This window comes from Vibrio sp. J502, assembly GCF_025397955.1.
Classification (GTDB): domain Bacteria; phylum Pseudomonadota; class Gammaproteobacteria; order Enterobacterales; family Vibrionaceae; genus Vibrio; species Vibrio anguillarum.
The window spans coordinates 549,933-569,936 of sequence record NZ_CP104555.1 but is presented as its reverse complement, the minus strand read 5'-3'; the positions used below and the strand labels follow the sequence as shown (position 1 = coordinate 569,936).

General features: G+C 44.6%; 15 protein-coding genes and 2 tRNA genes. 10 read left to right on the top strand and 7 right to left on the bottom strand.

Annotated elements, in window-relative coordinates; translation table 11 throughout:
* Positions 1-679 precede the first annotated feature (679 nt).
* Together N5E84_RS18220 and N5E84_RS18215 are read left to right on the top strand one after the other, a co-directional pair.
* Positions 680-1,714: a hypothetical protein gene (locus tag N5E84_RS18220; RefSeq protein WP_019282619.1), complete on the top strand. Its 1,035-nt coding sequence runs from the start codon at positions 680-682 to the stop codon at positions 1,712-1,714.
* Between the two features lie 794 nt (positions 1,715-2,508).
* Positions 2,509-3,297, top strand: coding sequence for a lipase family protein (locus tag N5E84_RS18215; RefSeq protein ID WP_019283197.1), 789 nt, complete (start codon positions 2,509-2,511; stop codon positions 3,295-3,297).
* Between the two features lie 60 nt (positions 3,298-3,357).
* On the opposite strand, the gene N5E84_RS18210 is transcribed toward N5E84_RS18215, so the two are convergent.
* The 4 genes from N5E84_RS18210 to N5E84_RS18195 all read right to left on the bottom strand — a co-directional run bounded on the left by N5E84_RS18210 (position 3,358) and on the right by N5E84_RS18195 (position 7,015).
* A tRNA-Cys gene (locus N5E84_RS18210) sits at positions 3,358-3,431 on the bottom strand.
* Between the two features lie 37 nt (positions 3,432-3,468).
* Positions 3,469-3,555 (bottom strand) — tRNA-Leu (locus N5E84_RS18205).
* A 346-nt stretch (positions 3,556-3,901) separates the two neighbouring features.
* The gene (gene viaA / locus N5E84_RS18200) at positions 3,902-5,347 is read right to left on the bottom strand and encodes an ATPase RavA stimulator ViaA (protein ID WP_019283198.1); all 1,446 of its coding nucleotides are present in this window, start codon (positions 5,345-5,347) and stop codon (positions 3,902-3,904) included.
* Positions 5,348-5,356: 9 nt separating this feature from the next.
* Entirely contained in the window at positions 5,357-7,015 is a 1,659-nt protein-coding gene (locus N5E84_RS18195) for an ATPase RavA domain-containing protein (RefSeq protein ID WP_013867938.1), read from the bottom strand.
* Positions 7,016-7,292: 277 nt separating this feature from the next.
* Between N5E84_RS18195 and N5E84_RS18190 the strand changes: the two genes are divergently transcribed.
* The 3 genes from N5E84_RS18190 to N5E84_RS18180 all read left to right on the top strand — a co-directional run bounded on the left by N5E84_RS18190 (position 7,293) and on the right by N5E84_RS18180 (position 9,756).
* Positions 7,293-7,808 carry an NUDIX hydrolase gene (locus tag N5E84_RS18190; RefSeq protein WP_017048791.1) on the top strand — a complete coding sequence of 172 codons (516 nt, stop codon included), beginning with the start codon at positions 7,293-7,295 and terminating at the stop codon, positions 7,806-7,808.
* A 109-nt stretch (positions 7,809-7,917) separates the two neighbouring features.
* Positions 7,918-8,922: a low-specificity L-threonine aldolase gene (gene ltaE, locus N5E84_RS18185; RefSeq protein ID WP_017043160.1), complete on the top strand. Its 1,005-nt coding sequence runs from the start codon at positions 7,918-7,920 to the stop codon at positions 8,920-8,922.
* A gap of 123 nt (positions 8,923-9,045) precedes the next feature.
* Positions 9,046-9,756, top strand: coding sequence for a TetR/AcrR family transcriptional regulator (locus N5E84_RS18180; protein WP_013867941.1), 711 nt, complete (start codon positions 9,046-9,048; stop codon positions 9,754-9,756).
* Positions 9,757-9,766: 10 nt separating this feature from the next.
* On the opposite strand, the gene N5E84_RS18175 is transcribed toward N5E84_RS18180, so the two are convergent.
* Positions 9,767-11,032: a DEAD/DEAH box helicase gene (locus N5E84_RS18175; protein WP_019283199.1), complete on the bottom strand. Its 1,266-nt coding sequence runs from the start codon at positions 11,030-11,032 to the stop codon at positions 9,767-9,769.
* Between the two features lie 616 nt (positions 11,033-11,648).
* Here N5E84_RS18175 and N5E84_RS18170 point away from each other — a divergent pair.
* Both N5E84_RS18170 and N5E84_RS18165 read left to right on the top strand, forming a co-directional pair.
* Positions 11,649-12,866, top strand: coding sequence for an aromatic amino acid transport family protein (locus N5E84_RS18170; RefSeq protein ID WP_017047351.1), 1,218 nt, complete (start codon positions 11,649-11,651; stop codon positions 12,864-12,866).
* A gap of 186 nt (positions 12,867-13,052) precedes the next feature.
* Positions 13,053-14,480 (top strand): methyl-accepting chemotaxis protein, encoded by a 1,428-nt coding sequence (locus tag N5E84_RS18165; protein ID WP_029388430.1) that lies wholly within the window; start codon positions 13,053-13,055, stop codon positions 14,478-14,480.
* Positions 14,481-14,575: 95 nt separating this feature from the next.
* Here N5E84_RS18165 and galE read toward each other — a convergent pair whose 3' ends face one another.
* Complete coding sequence (gene galE / locus N5E84_RS18160; RefSeq protein ID WP_029388431.1) at positions 14,576-15,592, bottom strand: UDP-glucose 4-epimerase GalE; 1,017 nt, start codon at positions 15,590-15,592, stop codon at positions 14,576-14,578.
* A gap of 208 nt (positions 15,593-15,800) precedes the next feature.
* Between galE and N5E84_RS18155 the strand changes: the two genes are divergently transcribed.
* Genes N5E84_RS18155 through N5E84_RS18145 form a run of 3 tightly spaced genes read left to right on the top strand, consistent with a single transcriptional unit; the run spans position 15,801 to position 18,243 of the window.
* On the top strand, positions 15,801-16,544 hold the full coding sequence (locus N5E84_RS18155; protein WP_026027410.1) for a 5-oxoprolinase subunit PxpA: 744 nt from the start codon (positions 15,801-15,803) through the stop codon (positions 16,542-16,544).
* Positions 16,545-16,597: 53 nt separating this feature from the next.
* A complete protein-coding gene (locus N5E84_RS18150; protein ID WP_019283202.1) occupies positions 16,598-17,317 on the top strand; it encodes a 5-oxoprolinase subunit B family protein in 720 nt (239 codons plus the stop codon).
* Positions 17,314-18,243 (top strand): biotin-dependent carboxyltransferase family protein, encoded by a 930-nt coding sequence (locus N5E84_RS18145; protein WP_043004960.1) that lies wholly within the window; start codon positions 17,314-17,316, stop codon positions 18,241-18,243. The genes N5E84_RS18150 and N5E84_RS18145 overlap by 4 nt, the downstream gene beginning before the upstream one ends.
* 44 nt (positions 18,244-18,287) lie before the next feature.
* Here N5E84_RS18145 and N5E84_RS18140 read toward each other — a convergent pair whose 3' ends face one another.
* Positions 18,288-19,769, bottom strand: a complete 1,482-nt coding sequence (locus N5E84_RS18140) for an FAD-dependent oxidoreductase (protein ID WP_019283204.1) — start codon at positions 19,767-19,769, stop codon at positions 18,288-18,290.
* Positions 19,770-20,004: the final 235 nt, after the last annotated feature.

Genomic DNA, 20,004 nt, shown 5'->3' with positions numbered 1-20,004 from the left:
ATTGTGCTTTAAAGTGGAAGATCATCACGGTGTTGTTCCTCCCCCTTTTAGGGGGAGGGAATTAATTTCGTGAGTATTAGGTATTCTATTTATGATGAACAATTTTGCCTCATTTCGCGTTAGACCTTTACTCATTCACAACCTGTTTATCGATTTTAGCCCACCTAAAAGTTATCCATTCTCATAATGCTGTTTGATGATCACCCCTATTCTGTGTCGTAATAGGAGATCTCGGGGATAAATCCGATAGTACACTCACCCTTCACATTAAATTATCAATATCCAACTCACAATTCTTTAGTTATCTCCAAAGGTATAGTGGTTTTGTTGCTTAACTCTGTTTAGGAATGAAATCTAGCTATATTAAGGCATTTTAGGTAGTAAATTGAGTTTCGGAAATATCCCTTAGTCTACTAAGTTTGTTTGAGTTTTATCCAAAGTCAACTTTCCATCATAACGGAAAGAGCAATTCATCAGTCAGGTTGGTGAAGATAAATAAAATTCATAAATCCATTTGACAAGATCTTTTCTATGTCCTAGATATATATGCACCTAGTATCATTTAGGTGTCTAGCGACTTTTGTTCAGAAATTAGGTCGTTGAAAAACTCAGCTGTTTGTGAATAACAAAAACGGCAATGTTGCCTGGTTAACTAACTGTAATTTTAAGGAAAAAGAATATGTGTAACGAAAGTAAAGGGAAAGCGAATGCGACATTTGACTCTGAGCAAAGTGCTGAATTTGCTAAAAGCAAAATGGAAACTTGTACGCAAAAAGTGCAGTTTATGTGGCCAAAAATTGACGGTAAGGGAATCGAGTTTGGTTTCAAAGCATCAACAGATTGTGGAAACGCCTCAGATTTAATGAAAGAAACCATCAATAGTTGGTTCAAGAAGAATCTGGCCGATAGTAATAGTAGTAGCCACTGCCAAGATGTAGAGCTAGTATCCTGCCAAAAAATGGTGAGTGATGATTTCTCAGTTCAACGTCTAGAAGCTCAAGCAGATTTGTTCAAGATATATATAATCAATGAATCAACAACAAAAGAAACCTTTTGGTTATTCCTAGATAAACCAAAACAGCTTAATGTTGGTAGCGAGATTTTCGCGAATTCAGCTGCTCGTCTGACGATTAATACTGGCTCCCAGCCTGTGGCAGAATTCGAAATACCACTTCAATTCAAGCTTAGCGCTAAATCTATCAATCGAGCGGTAGGTTTAAATGTCAAAGTATCAACGTCGCAGACCGAAAATATTAATTTAACAGATGTTTGGGAAGCTAATTTCTATACTGGCGAAGATCATCAGGCTCCAGATCTCACAAAAGTCTCCGGAAAAGCAAAAGATAATGAAATTATCTATAAAGATAACCACTTTGATCCTGACGACGCCATTGCGAATGAATGGTACCCGAGCCAAAGCTTTGGTTTAGAAACTGCATCAGGCTTTGTTGGTATGAGCTGGGAAGCTCGCCCAGGAAAACAAGTATCGATTGCTCCTGAAGTGAAGTTTTATATTTCTACCGGAGACTATACGGCTAATAAATTGGCTGATTATACTACCGTATCTGACAATTCTGCGGAGTTGACGTTAGACAAATTTAAAGGTGGTGCGGCTACCGTTACTTACACTGCAAGTGGAGACTGGAAAATTACTGCCGGGCGACCTAAGCATATGCTGAGTGATGAAAATGAAGTAGAGGAAGCAATCTCATAGTGAAAATTATTACCGTTCTACGTTACGCTGTATCATGGTAAAACGCAGAACTATATATTTTCGGTCTTCACATAAATCCAATATTATCCACGAACGATAGGTATACAGCCGTTCGTGGATAATTTTTTGGTTAAGACCTAATATGTTGCTTACGGATATGTACTCTTTTTACGTTCATACCTAGATTTTTCGCCGAAATGGACACAATATTCCATCTTCATTGCTTCTTTTTGCTTAACGACTGCCAGCGAAACTGGTCTGAATTATTAATACTATACCAAGTCACTTTCAATATCTGTGGTTATCCATTCTTTACTAATTTAGCAACAATGCTTGCAAACTTTTGTCAGGCCGATCTTCGCTGGCTCATTTTTGCCACATTATGCTCCAGAGTGGAAGCTGAACCGTTCTGTTCCTCCCCCTTTAAGGGGGAGGTTAGGAGGGGGTGTACAGAGGTGTCAGCAATCAAGAAACACCCCACCCTACCCCTCCCCTTGAAGGGGAGGGAATTAGTTTCGTGAGCGTTGAGAGGTAGCGGTATCTTTCTATGAAAGATTTTCTTGACGAATCCCACATAATTAATGTGACATTCTTTCCTTAGCATCTTTATAGCTGACGACCTTGCCATCCGCTAAAGCTCGCTCGCTACGAGCAATGCCTTCGAGCATCGAAAATGTTCAAACGGCTAACGCCCCAACATTGAGATACCAATACTCCCCCACCCTAAACTGCATCATTCATAAAGTGTTCACATTCAATCGCTACGTTAGCTCAATATCTTCGAGAGCTGCCATGTGAAACCACTTAAACGCTATCAATACGAACTCTATGCCGTGCTGTGCAACCTTGCTTATCCCAGAGTGTTTAGGCAGACACGTTACGGTTTTGATCCGAACGGTCAGCACATCATCCGTAACCAGTTTGGTAAAATCATGATTCGAGTGCTGTGGAGTAAAAACCAAGAAGAGGCCGTGGTGGTCATCAAAGGTTCGCACAGTGTCAGTGATTGGCTTTTGAACTTTGCAATGTGGACACGCAGTTGTAAGCACTTAGGATTGGATTACCGTATTCATGCGGGCTTTTACCATCTCCTGCATCAAGAGAGCCTGCCAACGCGCAACGAAGATAAACTCGGCCTATCGGTTTTACAGCGGCTGGAAGCCGTCGTTGTTCCTCTGATCGAGAGCGGTAAACGCATTGCCATCACTGGTCACTCTTCGGGTGGGGCTATTGGGTGTATCTTTGCTGACTACATCGAAAAGAAATACCCAAAATGCATCAAACGCATTGTGACATTCGGCCAACCCGCGATTGGTAATTGGCGTTTTCGTCAACGCTACGCGCTTAGTCACAAAACCTATCGTATCTGTTGTGACCTCGACATCGTCACCTTTATGCCACCCATTCCTTTAATCTATTGGCATGTGGGTAAATTGCTGTGGCTTTACAATGGGCGTATTTACGAAAACACACCAACACTCATCCGGTTAGGTCGATCTTTATTGAGCTGGTTAGTTCGTCCGTTTTCATATCATTTGATGAGTAAGTACATTCGCAATAAGGATTTTTTTGATGAAAGGTAGCCATTGATCGAGACTATTTTGAAACGAGAAATCCCAGCAATTGGCTGGGATCTTCGATAATGGAGGCGCGACCCGGAGTCGAACCGAGGTCCACGGATTTGCAATCCGCTGCATAACCAGTCTGCCATCGCGCCTTTAATTTTTTGTTGCTCTTAATGAGCAAAGAATAGATGGTGCCCCGGGCCGGACTTGAACCGGCACGACTCGAAAGTCGAGGGATTTTAAATCCCTTGTGTCTACCAATTTCACCACCAGGGCACGCAATTCTGGATTGCGATGCCGTCAACTGAATCAGTTACACACCATCGAAAATTTTTTGAAGTACATTCTCTAGCTTTATTATTAATAACATTTGGTTATTAACAACATTTGTTATTAAACATTGCTTTTCAGCTTTTAATAACTCTGCTCATCTTGCTGAGCAACTAACTCCTGATATTGTTCTTTCGAGCTTTGCCGTGAGAACGAGGCGTACTTTAACGGATTAAGAAAATGAGTCAACAATAAATTTTCCACTTATGAATCAAGTGACTAAGAATCGACCCGCAAAGGATAGAAGGCGAACAATTAGAGCAACAATTCATCAGCTTTTATCAAGTGATCGTTACCATTTTTTCATCAGTCGCCCGACGAGATTAGGATGGTATGCCCAGCAGTGATCAAACATCGCCATCAACTGTGGATTACCATAGCGAGACAAACTCACCGCATGGAAACGATTTTTTTGATGTTTTAAGGTCGCGATTTTTTCTAGCAGAGCTTCCGGCGGTTTAGGTGCGATGAAATCCGACAATACGACCAAATCTGCATTGCGGTATTTGTCACTGTTCATCAGTTCAACCGATTGTTCTAGCACAGGGTCTAAATCCGTTCCACCGTGAAATGAATAACTTAAAAAATCACTCGCTTCACGCAAGCCATCTTGCTTGGTCAGCTCATAGGTAATTTGCTGAGTAGAAAACAGCATCACGTAGCACTCGCGCCTCTCAGCGAGAGCGATCTGCATCAGAGCATAAGCCATCGCTTTTGCACACTGTTCTGGGAAACCACTCATGGAACCAGAAGCATCCACACATACGATGAACGGCCCTTTTTCAATCTCAAACTGTTTGTGTTCTGGTTGGTACGCTTTGACTTTACGCAAGGTGCGAGACTTGCCTTGCATGCGATAGTTCATCAAGCGCTTATCCACTAAATGCTTGTAGAAAACCACCTCAAGTTCAGGATAGGCAAGAAACATGGTTTCGTTGGGCAGCAGCTTGTTCAGATCATCACTTTCGTGGATGCCGACGATGTCATCCGTCGCTTCGTCCGATTTCTCCTCCACCATTTGCAGCGCTTCGGCTGGAGTGCGGTTGAGATCCGGGTCATCTACTTCGCCAGCCATGCGCCCAAGCTGTTCAGCAATCTCTTGCAATCCTTTGTTCTTTTTCAAAAATTCCGCATGGCGCTTCATAACACTAATGTCTGTTTTACTGAGCTTCGCCGATGCCATATCCCACAAGCGACCGACGCTGCTTTCATCACCCGATTCCGTGACTTTATCCATGTTTTTCATGGTTTCCATACGCTGGTACAAATCGGCCAACACTTTTTCTTTGTTACTTTCAAGTTCGTTGATTTGCGCTTGTTTAATCGCATGGCAAAGGCTTTGATACCATTGATCACAAAAGAAATGAGGGAACATGGGGTTATGCAACCCCTTGTTTTTTTCGATTAAACGACGTGCTTGGAGATAAAATGCCGAATGCCATTCCAACTGTTTGATTATCTCGTTAATTCGAGTAAAGAAGGTCTCTTCATCCCAGTGAATTACCTCTTGGTATAAGGTCAGCTCTTGTTGAAAACGCTCAGTTTCACACACTTTTGTAATGCGTTTTTTGACGCTACCACGCCACTTAGTTAGGTGATTTTTAACTGAATTCGCCACGCCGCGATTTTCAGCCATCATCATCACTTGCGAGCGCGCAAGCAAATCATTCACTGCCGTATCAATGATGCCCGAATCGGCAATCATTAACGCTAAATTTAAACCATCGGCACCAAGCATCTTCTCTCCTTACGCAAAAAACTGGTTTAGGTTTTTAAAACGAAGCACCGTTTTTTCGCATTCGGTATGAGTCGATTCAAGTAATTGCTGCAGATGCTGCAGCGTCGCTTCCATAGCGGTGGGCAGCTCCGGATCAATGAAGTTATGCGGCAAAGCGCCGTGAAACTTAGAACGTACTTTACGCAAATGGTGTTCGGCATGTTGCAACTGTGCAACGGCTTGATCCGCTTTCGTAAGCCACTCTTGATAAAGACTTTCGTCTAAACCTTGCTCAGTCACCAAACTCACCAACACCGAGCGATTAGCAATATCTTTAAGAACGAGGTTATTACCAGCATCTAAATCAAACCTTAAACGGCACAAATTGGTATTTTGATTCACATAACCATACACATCGCCATGCCCCTCTTTGATCGTTCTTTCAAGCTCGCTTTTAGGCACATAAACCCAGCGGCTATCGCCTTTTTCGGCCTCAGAGACGGACATATTGCTTTGCAGCAATACCAATTTGACCAAGTCATGAGCGGTGCCTACCTGATAGGTTTTTGCTGATTTGGTATCAAACTGATGCACTTGCTTTTTAATCAAACCGGATGATGTTTCCAACGAGAGCAACATGCCAAATTCAGACTCTAGCTCTTCTTGAATCTCAGCCAGCTCTTCACGACACACTACGATTTGATGTTCAACTTCTTGTTGGTCAAAAGCATGTTTCAACGCAAAGTCGCGGATAACGCGGCGCACAATATCGCGAGAATCGGGGCTATTCCAAAGACAATCTTGCAGCAGCAGTAAATCAAGCGGGTTGATTGAGTCGCGGCCATTAAAAAACGCACTCGCTTTGAGCAACTTCACCGCTTTTTTCCAACGGCGGTCTGAAACGTACATATCAATACTTGCCGCAGCGGGCTGGTTTTCAACGGCATGCTCTAGCATGTTTTTCAGCTCAAATAACTTTTCAAACACGTCATCTGTCAACAGTAAATCGTCAAGTTGTCGCTGCCATGAGTGATACTCTTCATCGGTAATCGCAAGCCCTTCAGGGATGCGCGCTTCTTGTGGCGTACCGACAGTTAGCATCGATTTGAAATTCTGCTTATTTTGAATACGGTTGACAAACACACGCACTAACATGCGATCGTACAAGGCATCTAAACCACTCTCTTCATCCGGTAATTCGTTCGATGCCGAAACCAGAAGACGCATTGGTACACGTTCAATATCGCTGCCATTTTTGAAGGTCTTTTCATTCACAACCGTTAATAAGGTGTTCAAAATGGCGGGGCCTGCTTTCCAAATTTCATCAAGAAAAACCACTTGTGCGGTAGGAAGATAACCTTTGGTTAGGCGAACATAGCGCCCATTATCTTTTAATTCTTGAATGCTTAATGGACCAAATACCTCTTCTGGTGTTGAGAAACGCGTCATGAGGTATTCAAAATAACTGCTGTTATCGAAGGCTTGGATCAGACGTTTCGCAATCAAACTTTTTGCAATGCCAGGAGGGCCGAGTAGGAAAACACTTTCCCCCGCTAAAGCAGCCAGTAGACAAAGTTTGATGGTGTCTTCACGCTCATAAACACCATCCGATAAAGCCTTAGCAAGCTTATTTATGCGCTCTGAAAGTAGCGCTTTTTGCGCATGAGATGCAGGAGTAAAATTGATCACTTAAGCGCTCCAAATGGTTTGTATACATAACTTTATACGACTGTTATTGTTTTGTTACAAATAGATTTTAGTATAAGCGCCCACTTATAGCAGATCTCTTTTCTGTGAAATTCTTCGAAATCAATGTTTGCATATATGAGACTGACATCACTGATTGTGCAAGCAATATTGATACTTAGGTTATCGTTTTACTTTGTCTTAGCCACAGATTCTCGGTAAGGTTGAACCCTTATCACCATATCAGTCATTGGCTAGCCACAATTAAAGAAGAGTTTGCATGAGCAAAACCATACATACATGGAAAACCATTTCATTAGTGCAAGAGGATGTCACCCTTCCTACGGGCAAAAGCATTGAGCACACCACCATAGTCCATCCGGGCGCGGCCGTGATTTTGCCGATCACAGAACAAGGCGATATTATTCTGATTAATCAGTTTCGCCCCTCACTCAAAAAGTGGTTGTTAGAGCTCCCAGCAGGCACTTTAGAAAAGGGGGAGCTTCCAGCCGAATGCGCGCACCGTGAGCTTGAAGAAGAGACAGGATACAGCGCAAGTGAGCTGATCACTTTAGGGCAAGTCACACCATTAGCTGGATTTTGTGACGAAATACAGCACCTGTTTGTCGCTAAACAGTTAAGCAAAACTGCACGATTATCATGCGACGATGATGAAGTCATTGAGGTGGTGACGCTTTCGATCCAGGAATTGGAGCAAAAAATCATCACTGGGCAAATCACAGATTCAAAAACCATTGCCTGCCTAAGTAAGGCGAAGCTGTGTGGTTATCTATAAAATACTTAGCTATCGATAAAGTGCTTAGCTATCAATAAAGTACAAGCACAGATAAGAATTGAAGTGAAAATGCTTCTAGCAAAAATAGAAAAACGCATGAGGAGATTATATGGATTTTCGATCAGATACCGTTACTAAACCCACCGCCGCGATGCGTGAAGCAATGGCTAATGCCGATGTGGGTGATGATGTGTATGGCGATGACCCAACCGTCAACGCCTTAGAAGAGTGGGCCGCGCAGCGACACGGTTTTGAAGCGGCGCTATTTACCACGTCAGGCACACAAGCCAACCTGCTGGGTTTAATGTCACATTGTGAGCGTGGTGATGAGTACCTGTGTGGCCAACAAGCGCACAACTACAAATATGAAGCGGGTGGCGCCGCGGTTCTTGGCTCTATTCAGCCGCAGCCAATCGAAAATAACCCTGATGGCACGTTAGACTTCGATAAACTGCGCGCGGCCATTAAACCTGATGATGCCCACTTTGCTCGCACTCGATTACTTAGCCTTGAAAACACCATCAATGGCAAAGTTCTACCACTCGCCTATTTAGCGCAAGCGCGAGCGTTTGTTGATCAACACCATTTGGCACTGCATTTAGATGGCGCGCGCGTATACAACGCCGCTGTAGCGCTGGATGTGGATGTTAAAGAGATTGCGCAATACTTTGACTCAATGACGGTCTGTTTATCTAAAGGGCTTTCAGCTCCTATCGGCTCACTGCTGTTGGGTTCAAAAACCTACATTGCCAAGGCTCGACGTTTAAGAAAAATGCTCGGTGGCGGCATGCGTCAAGCAGGCATTTTGGCCGCAGCAGGCCATCTTGCATTGACTGAACAAGTCACTCAGCTGAAGACTGATCACGACAATGCCCAATATTTAGCGCGCAAATTAGCGGACTTAAACGGGTTTTCCGTCAATCCAGATTTAGTGCAAACTAACATCGTATTTGCCAAATTAGCTGATTCTATCGATATCCATACAATTACCAATCAGTTGGCGCAAGATGGAATAAAAGTTTCGCCAGGCAATCCGGTACGTTTTGTGACCCATAAAGACGTCTCACGCGATGATATTGATTTTCTAATCAGCAAACTATCCCTTTATCTCTGATCCAATTAACATTGTGCAGTCATAACCTTATCATCGGTTATGACTGACAAAGCGTTTTTTCCGTGAAACTACCTCTCAAATCTGGTACAACTGCGCTCGTTAAAAAATGAGACGAGTTAAAAAATGACCAAAAGACAAGGCCGCCGAAGTGCCACTGATGCCCAAAAAACCAAAAGAGACATTCTAGTGGTCGCTGCGGATCTGTTTTGCGAGCTAGGTTATGCACGAGTGTCATTACGAACGATCAGCGAAAAAGCTGGGGTTTCGCACAGTTTGCTGCGTCATCATTTCGGTAGTAAAGAGCAAATATGGCGCAGTATCAGCGATGGTCTCCATCTTTATATGGAGAATTATTTACGTCATATATTGAAAGAGATCCCAGCCAACACCCCCGCCAACGTGCAGTTGTATTTGTTCATTGTACGGCTGCTCGCGCATATGCTGACCGTCAAACAGCCGATTCAACTGATCGCCGATGCGGTAAGGCAAGAAGATGCTCTGTTTGATTATTTTATCGACAGTGCAGGTGAAATTGAGCAGCTCGTCGAACAACTTGCCGAGCAATACAACCGTGAATTTTCAGCCACACCAATAAAGGTGTGGGAGATAAAATGGCAGATGATCATGTACGCGCACGGCGCGGCGAGCCTCACGCCATTTTTAAAAGAAACATGGTCAGATGAAACTCAAGATGTGAACCAATGCTTACTAAAACATTGGCAACTCTTTAATGACTTGATGATCGCCAAGTTCCATATCGACGAAGCTCAGACGCTCTGTCCGAACTCCATCAATGAGTTGCTGTATGATATTGAATGTGACTGGGCCAGATAAAGCGGGCGCTTTATCGCTTACCTCTACCTGCATGGATGTTTAGTTTTGCTTTCATCTTTCTTTTTTCCGCTGAACGGCTAGGTTTACGGCTGCTACGCTCAGTCGGTAAGGCTTCCAACAAACTCGGCTCAAACCCTTTTAACCACTCTTGTGGCAGGCGTTGATTGAGTAAGGCCTCTATCGCTTCAAGCAGATACTCTTCATCTCGGCTCATCAAAGAGACCGCGAAGCCCGTTAGCCCGGCCCGGCCCGTGCGACCAATCCGGTGCACGTAATCTTCCGCTTTATAGGGCATGTCGTAGTTAACCACTTGCTCAAGTTGCTGAATGTCAATTCCACGAGCTGCAACATCGGTAGCGATCAACGCTCTAACTTTACCTGATTTAAAATCATCCAATGCTTTTTGGCGCGCCCCTTGGCTTTTATCGCCATTGATCGAGGCCGCTTTGATGCCGTCCAATTTCAGTTCTTTGGCTAGCTCATCGCTGCCTTGTTTGGTTCTGGTAAATACCAAGACTTGCTGCCAATTACGTGAACCAATTAGATAAGCTAATAACTCACTTTTACGTTTTTTATCCACTGGATAAACGATCTGTTTTACAGTATCAGCGGTCGCATTGGCTGGTGAAATTTGCACGCCGACAGGGTCGCGCATCATTTTGTGTGCTAATGCTTTGATTTTGTGATCAAAGGTGGCCGAGAAAAACAGCGTTTGGCGTTCATCATTCATGCGTTTCAAAATACGTTGGATATCAGGCAAAAAACCCATATCGAGCATGCGATCGGCTTCATCCAGCACCAACACTTCGGTTTGCGTCAGGATAATGTTGCGCACAAACAGATGGTCAATTAACCGCCCAGGCGTCGCAATTAAAATATCCGCACCGCCACGTAAATTACGTGTTTGCACTTGCATGCTGGTTCCACCGTACGCGGTGACGATCTTCAATGTAGTGCTTTGTGCATAAGCACTTAAGCTATCAAAAACTTGTTGAGCCAGCTCACGAGTCGGAACCAAAACAAGCGCGCGCACAACTTTACTATTGGTTTCTCGCTCGGCTTGGTTATCAAGAAAACGTTGCAAAATAGGTAAACCGAAAGCTGCCGTTTTGCCGGTACCCGTTTGCGCCCCAGCCATGACATCTTTACCAGCCAAAACATGCGGGATAGCTTGAGATTGAACATCCGTCGGTTGTTCAAAACCTAAAGATTGCAGAGCGCTAACTAATGTGGTTGAAAGTCCTAAACGTTGGAATGGGTGCACAGTATCAGACATTGCAGCTTACCTATTGGAAATCAGGGCGCGGATTGTAACAAAGCGCAAGGTAATCGCCTATTCAAAATCAGCGGAAATCAACAGTGTTAGGGAATTGATACATGAGGGGGGAATGTAAGGAGCATAGCCAGCATAGGCTGCATAGGCTGCTGGCTGGTACTATTCTGCGCTCTGTTCAGAGCATTCATGAGATACAGAGTCATAATCGGATAAATCAAATCCGATCTCCATGGCGTCGAGCCACTCTAAGCACTCATCGTTTTTATATTGGTCACTCATTAATCGACCTCCTTTGATATTTACTGAGACGAGATTATCACGTCGCAAGATCCTTTTTAAATGATTTATATGACAGTTTTTTGAAAGCGAATAGTCAAATTAATCATCACCACAATATCTATCACAGCGAAACGATTTCGACCACTCTTATTTAGCCGCCACCTTGCCATGTAAACAAAAAAATACACTAATGGATTTTTATTTTTACAAAGCTGTTGAAAATGAATCCGAAGTTCTACAATATAGCCCAAAATGAGTGGATTAATGGTCAACACCCCGTTGTATTCATATATATCACTCCCTGAAACACAACATAACGTATAAAGAACTTTACACCATGACTCAATCAAAGATTTTCGGCAGTACTTTGATCATCGCAGGGACCACTATCGGTGCAGGCATGCTAGCTCTACCGCTCGCTTCTGCAGGTATCGGCTTTGGCACATCATTACTGATTATGATCGCCCTCTGGGCATTAATGGCTTTCACTGCATTGTTAATGGTTGAAATCCATCAATATGCAGACAAAGACGCCACCTTACATACATTGGCTAAACAGATCTTAGGGCAAAAAGGAAAATGGGTAGCGAGCTTTGCTATGCTATTTTTGTTCTATTCGCTTTGTGCAGCTTACATTGCCGGTGGCGGCGCACAATTCACTCATCGCCTGACAGAGTTTGCTGGCATTGAGATCAGCAATCCGCTAGGCACCTTGCTTTTTACTTTACTGGTTGCACTTGTGGTGACGATCGGCACCAGCACGGTTGATAAAGTGAACCGCCTGCTGTTTGCCGGTAAAATGGTCGCGATGATTATAGTGCTCTCATTTCTTGCACCTAATGTTTCTCAGTCATACTTGCTTAGTATGCCACTTGAGCAAGGCTTAATCGTTGCTGCAATTCCCGTCATTTTCACCTCATTCGGTTTCCATGGCAGTATTCCGGCGATTGTGAATTACTTAGATGGCGACACCCCTTCGCTGCGCAAAGCCATCTTAATTGGTTCTGCTATCCCGTTGATTATTTACATTTTTTGGCAGATCGTCACGTTAGGTGTCGTTAGCCAACCTCAGCTGGTTGAGAATTCCGGTCTGAGTGCGCTAATTGTGACATTAGGGCAAACCGTTCATCAATCCAATTTAAGCAGCATTATTGGCGTGTTTGCCGACCTTGCACTTTTGACGTCATTCTTAGGCGTAAGCTTGGGCTTGTTTGAATTCATGGGCGATACGATTAAGAAAAAGAACATTCCATTGCACCGTATGGCTGCCTCCGTCATCACCTATCTGCCACCATTAGTCTTTGCGCTATTTTACCCTCAAGGCTTTATTATGGCGCTCGGTTACGCGGCTATTGCGTTGACTATTTTGGCCATATTCTTACCGATTGTGATGGTGATTAAAGTGCGTTCAAACCAAGTATTCCAACCGCAGGGTGGAACACAATATCAAGTCAGAGGCGGCAAACTGGCTCTGACCATGACAGCAACCATTGGTTTGATGATCGTCACTTCGCAAATCTTTATTAGCCTTGGTGTACTACCCGCTCTGGGTTAATCAATTAAAGTTAAAAGTGGGGAGAGTAATATTACTCTCCCCACTTTTTTAACCTAAAATAAGATCAAAGTCTCAATCTTGATATTTAAGTCAACATTCATTTCATAAAATTCTGCACGAACACACACATTTAGCCTTAGTATATTTATAAAATTTACTATTACTTTTTTGCATATCGGAGCAGCAATGAAAGAAGTTCAGTTCAGGACGATTGACCGCGTGTTCATTAAAATGTCAATTAATGACAAGATGTGGGTGATCTTCGCTTTATTCCTCACCGCTTTAAGCTTTGTCGCAGGAAATCGCTATGTTGATTCACTGGCCCAGATAGAAGCGCAATCGAAGTTGGCCGTTGAGTACAAACTGCAAGGTCTGCTTGCCAGCGGCGCAGATCCACAAACCCTTTCAGCGGTTGAAACTCGCCATTCTTTAGCCGCAACTAGTTATCAAAAAGGGGTGATTACCGCCACAGCAAAACACAGCGATGGCAAAGTTTACTCGCTAACAGAGAATCTCTCTTATCTTGAAAAAGACGCTCAGCGATCGGCACTCTCGACTTTTCTGTTGAGCTATTTGTGGGCAATCCCTTTTGCTATTTTCCTCTATTGGGTCGCTACTTTTATTGGCGGTGCATTGTGGGTGCTATACACAACAACCTTGAAAATTTCAAAAGGTGATTTAACTTCACGATTAGGTTTTCACCCCGGTCGAGATGAGTTTGGTACCATCGGCTGCGCGCTCGATAACGCCATGGACACCTTGACCGAACTGGTAGTTTCAGTAAAACAAAACGCCACCACTCTCGGTGAGACATCCAGCTCTTTTGCCCATGAGATGAAAGAGAGCGAGCAACAAATCAGTAGCCAATACGCTTCATTGGATTCCGTCGCCACGGCCATGGAAGAGATGACGGCCTCGGCGCAAGAAGTGTCCACTATTTCCCAACAAGCCAATCAGCAAGCCGAGCAAGATTCAAAACAAGCGGAAGAGAGCTCACAGCTAGTTCAGCAAGCGATTAATGAAATTTCCCAGTTGTCAAAATTCATTGAACAAGCCTCTCATTCGGTGTCTACATTGAATGAAAATACGGCGCAGATTAACGATGTGATCACCACCATCAATGCCATTTCGCAACAGACGAACTTATTGGCACTGAACGCTGCAATAGAAGCGGCACGTGCTGGTGAACAAGGGCGCGGTTTTGCCGTGGTAGCTGATGAAGTTCGCACCTTAGCTAGCCGCACGCAAGCGGCTACTGTTGAAATTCAATCCATGATTGAGAAGCTGCAAACCGAAAGTCAAGATATCGCACGCATTACTGAGCAAACGGTTAGTCAAGCTCAAACCAGTAGTGATTTAGTCGCTAACATCGGCAATAACGTCAATCAAATTGCTGAATCAGCAAAAATGATCAATGACATGAGTATTCAAATTTCAACTTCAGCCGAAGAGCAAAGCGCCGTTGCTAATGATATTGCTGCTGAGCTGAGTGATATTCGTACACAATCCAATGCGATTTGCAGTGTTGCGCAAACCTCATCGCAAGGTGTCGCTAGCCTTGCAAACGCTTCGCGCAACCTTGGTGAAATTTTAAGCCGTTATCGGACTAACTGATCATTGGATTGCTTGAGTAATCAAGTCAGATCAAAATAGCCAGTCATTTGACTGGCTATTTATTTCATTCATCGCAGAGAAGTTGAAGCAAGAGCTTAAGACTCAGGATAACCTTGTGGATTATTTGACTGCCAACGCCACGTATCTTGTGTCATCGCTTCTAGGCTGCGAGTCGCTTTCCAACCTAGATCCGCCATCGCTTTGCTTGGATCTGCCCAACACTCCGCAATATCACCAGCGCGGCGTTCGACCAATTGGTACGGCACGCTTTTACCTGACGCTTGTTCAAACGCTTTCACCATCTCTAGTACACTGTAGCCATTTCCTGTGCCTAGGTTATAAATGTGCAAGCCTGCTTGTTGGCCTACTTTTTCCAGCGCAGCAATATGACCATCAGCTAGGTCCATTACGTGAATATAATCGCGAACCCCTGTGCCGTCTTTAGTTGGGTAATCACTGCCAAAAACAGAGAGAAATGCTCTTCGACCCACGGCCACTTGCGAGACAAAAGGCATTAGGTTGTTCGGAATGCCTTGTGGATCTTCACCTAACTCGCCTGATGGATGTGAACCTACAGGGTTAAAATAGCGCAGCAGTGTAATGCTCCAATCTGGGTTGGCTTTATGGAAATCGGCCAAGCACTCTTCAACCATTAACTTACTACGGCCATAAGGGTTGGTCGCGCTGGTTGGGAAATCTTCGGTAATAGGCACTGAGGCTGGGTCACCGTATACGGTTGCAGATGAACTAAAAACAAGTGCCTTCACGCCAGCTTCACGCATGGCCGCCACCAGTACCAATGTGCCATTCACATTGTTATCGTAATATTCCAATGGCTTTTCTACTGACTCACCGACTGCTTTTAAGCCTGCGAAATGGATCACCGCTTGAATATTTTGCGTTTTCATCACTTCAACCAGTTGTGCTTGGTTGCGTACATCACCATGGACGAACATCGGCTTCACACCGGACACTTTTTCGATGCGCTCTAAAACCGATGCTTTACTATTGTATAAGTTGTCAAAAATTACGGGTGTCATACCGGCGTGGATCATTTGAATGCAGGTATGGCTGCCGATATACCCCATCCCGCCTGTCACTAATACTTTCATTGTTTTTACCTTCTGACATTGGTTGTGCAAGTTTAACGACTTTCAACCTAAACTTCACTTATAAATCAATCTGCTTTAATGTTTGTCTATCAGGCCAATTCGCTCTCTTTCGGCCCATACTTATCGCCAAACAATGAATCGGATCACTGTATATTGCTTTTGATTACGGCAAGTTACTCAACATGGACACTCAAGGATGATGCAACCCGTGACAAAAAGAACAATCACTCTCAATTGTGACATGGGCGAGAGCTTCGGTGCATGGCAAATGGGCGCTGATGAGTTGGTGATGCCTTGGATTGACATGGCCAATATTGCGTGTGGCTTTCATGCCTCTGACCCACACGTGATGAGCCGAACGATTGAGCTGGCGATTCAATTTGATGTAATGATTGGCGCTCACCCGGGTTACCCCGATTTGCAAGGTTTTGGTCGCCGTTCAATGAGTTTTAGCGAAGAAGAGATATGCGAGTTACTGATTTACCAGATTGGCGCACTCAAGGCATTATGTGAGAGCAAAAATGCCGAGATAAGCTACGTCAAACCTCATGGGGCTTTATATAACGATATGATGCGTGACAAATCTGTCTTTCGCGCAGTGGTCGATGCAGTTTCTTGCTTCAATGTGCCCTTGATGATCTTAGCTTCAGGCAATAACCAAGATTACCTTGATATCGCCGATATTTATGACGTGCCATTGCTGTTTGAAGCCTTTGCCGACCGGACTTATCTCGCTAATGGTATGCTCACTCCAAGAGGCCAAGCCAATGCAGTGCTGACGAATGAAGAGGCGATCATCAATCAAATTAAACAACTGGTTGATTACGGAAAAGTGACCAGTTCAGATGGCTTTGTGATCCCTATCGAAGCCGATACGATTTGCGTGCATGGCGATAACCCGGCGGCGATTGAACTGATAGAGAAAATCCGAATTTGTCTACGAGAGCGTTGAACCATTACACGTGTATCTCCTAGCAGCCACAACGTCATCACAAGGAGTGTTAAGTGACATTGGACTACAGCATTGAACCCGTTGCGGAATGCAGCCTCTTATTGCGTTTTGCTCACCCGCCATCGGCCGATCTCTCACTCGATATCGGACAAATTGCGCAACAGATCATGGTGCAGTTTTCTGCTTACCTGATGAATGTCACCCCTTCTTACACTACCATTTTGATCGATTACCTTCCTTATCGTATAAGTCAAAGGGAGCTAGAGCAGCAATTGATCACAGCGATCGCAGCCTTATCTTTAGCTGTGGAAGCCACCCACAATTTGGTTGAGCTTGGTGCTTACTACGATGAAAGTGTCGGCCCAGATTTGAAGCGCTACCATGCGCTTGGTTTATCCACGCAACAAGTTATCGCGCTGCACACTCAAACGGTCTACACCGTTTGTGCCGTCGGTTTTGCACCAGGCTTTGCCTTTATGGCTGAAGTAGATGAACAATTACGCTTACCGCGCCATGCCACCCCACGCCTTAGTGTGGCCAAAGGCAGCGTCGCGATTGCAGAACAGCAAACGGCCGTCTATCCGAACAACTCTCCCGGAGGATGGAATATCATCGCCAATTGCCCCCATGCGCTCTTTTCTCCTCATCAAACACCAATGACGCCTTTTTCGATTGGAACTAAAGTGAAGTTTACAGCGATGACTCGCGAGGAATTTTTATCATTAGGAGGTGAAATACCTCAATTAGCCGCGCAGTGGGAGCACCATTCATGAGCCCCCTACTACAGGTGATGAAACCCGGTCAACTGAGCTTAATTCAAGATTTTGGACGCTTTGGTCTCAGTCATATCGGTGTTACTCAATCAGGACCAGTCGATGATTATGCCTACAGTTGGGCCAACCATTTACTGGGTAACCGAGTCAATTTAGCAACGCTTGAAATCACGCTTGGTCAGGCGGAATTTCATGTTGAACATCCATGTATGCTGGCAATTGCAGGTGGTGATTTATCGGCCACGTTAGATGGAAAACTGATTGGTAATTGGCAAAGCTTTAGCGCGCAAGCCGGGCAAACACTGAAATTTGGCCTAGCCAAAAATGGCTTAAGAGCTTATTTGGCCGTGCGCGGAGGGTTCATTGTGCCTCACCATTTAGGTAGTGTTGCCACCGTACCCAAAGAACAGCTTGGTGGGTTAACGCAAAACGGCGTACCACTGCAAGCGGGCGATTCACTGCACTTTAATCCCCACGCTATCGATAACAAACCCGTACACATCACTTTTCGTTATAAGCCTGATTATAATCTGCCACTTAAATTACGCGTCATTGAAGGCTACCAAGCCCTGCAATTTTCATCGCAGCAACTCGATCGCTTTTATCAAACCAGCTTCACTGTCAGTCAGCATGCCGATCGCATGGGCTATCGTCTTAATGGCGATACGGTTACCCCACCCGCGACACCTATTTTATCGGAAGGAATTGCTTTGGGCGCGATTCAAATCCCGCCAGATGGCCAACCGATCATTTTACTCAACGATCGCCAAACCATCGGCGGTTACCCTAAATTAGGGTGTGTGGCTCGCATTGATCTGCCCCGTTTGGCACAAGCAAAACCGGGGCAGAAAATACGTTTTGTCAAAGGTGATATACAAGGCCTGCAAGAGGTTTGGTGCCAATGGGCACATTATTTCGGCTACTAACGACTATCACCTTGCTCCTTTAGAAAACCGCAAGGTGTTACCAATCAAACCATACCGACAATTTTTGCTAATTCTTCAGGATAAGCACGTGCCTTAGCTAACGCGATGGCTTTCTCTTCCACCTGTTCAAGAGCCAAACTCATGCTGATGGGGTGACGAACCTCTATCGATTGTAGCAAGTCTTCATCGTTCACTAACTGCCAATGCTGAACAATTTTAGTTGCCGCTTCCAACGCAGATGAACCTTTGACCACTTCGATTCGCGCATAATTATGAGCTTCAAACGTAACATCAGCGGCTCGTAATGTGGCATCTTGGCCGGGAATTTGCTGCGCACCAAACAGTGGCTTACCAGCCACTTGTGCTTGAATATACTGTGGGATGAACTGACTCATGTGGTGTATGGCTCGTTCACTGCGCTCTTGTAGTGCGTCCTGTTGCCAGCCGTTCTTAATTTTGCGTTCGAGATAATCAGGCAATACGGGCTGTGATGATCCAGCTTGCGAGGCCACTAACCCATCTTTAAATAACGTGATTCCCTCGGTCATACCATGCAACTGAAATAGACCATCAGCATACGGTGTTAGCTGAGCCATTCCTTGTGGGGTGCCTCTTGGCCCGTGAAAAATCACTTCTGGCCATTGCTGGTCGCATTCTGCCCAACGGGTAACGTAAGCCGCTTTAAATTCCACCAAGCGTTGACGCGGAGCCTTAGCCAAATCATCGACTATTCCCGTTTCATAACCGCATGCATTGACTAAATAATCGGCATGGATAACGTGTTCATGCTCTTGATCATCCAAATAAACGAGCTGCCATTGCTCATCAATAAAATCAGATTTGATTAATTTAGCGTGCGTTAAAACTTGGCAATGAGGCATCGCCGCTAACGCAAGCTCAGCACTGGCCGCCAGACGAAAAACACTCCAACCGTATTCTTGCACCGCAATGACTGGGTATTTCAACTGATTTAAATCTGCATGTTGAGCAAAAGGGATCACCCAATCATCGAATGATGTCGGTTGATCACTCTGTTGCTGAGTTGCTAATACCTGCAGTGCTTCACGGCTGTAGAGTTTGAAATACTCTTGGGGTTGACCAAGCTTCTGATTACATGGGTCTTTATCAACCAATTGTTGATAGCTGCGCTGAATAAGCTCTAGCCTTGGTAATAAGGCTTGCGGCTCACCGCCATCACTATGCGGAACAGCAATCACAGTAGGTCGCTTATTCAGCGTGTGGGGGTAGAGCCTGACGGTTTCAATCGACTGCTTAAGTAACTCAAGACACTGCTGCTGCGAAATTTCGCGATAGAGGTTACCGCCCGCGTGCAGATGGCAAATCGGCGGCCCATTAACGAGACCGGCGCTTTTTTCCAAAAGCAGCACATTGAGCCCCAGTTCTCCCATATGAACGGCGGCAGTGGCACCAGCCACACCCCCACCAATAATTGCGACACATGGAGAATCTGTATTGAACTTTTTATATGACATAAGATACGAGTACTCTGGAAAACCCGGATGCATTCTAAAGCTTGTAAAGCGTTATTAAAATCACATTTTTCACGTGGTCTTATCTGTTTTACGACTAACAAGCAATACGCATAATCGACAAATAACTTAAAAAATTGCTTGACTCAATAAAGCCAAAACGACGTTTTTTCAACCTTGTGAATAACAAAACTGCGCAACCCAAGGTAACTACGGGGCTAAGCGCAAATAGGCCGTTATCAAGCCGTCGAGTTATCCCAAACTTTATCCA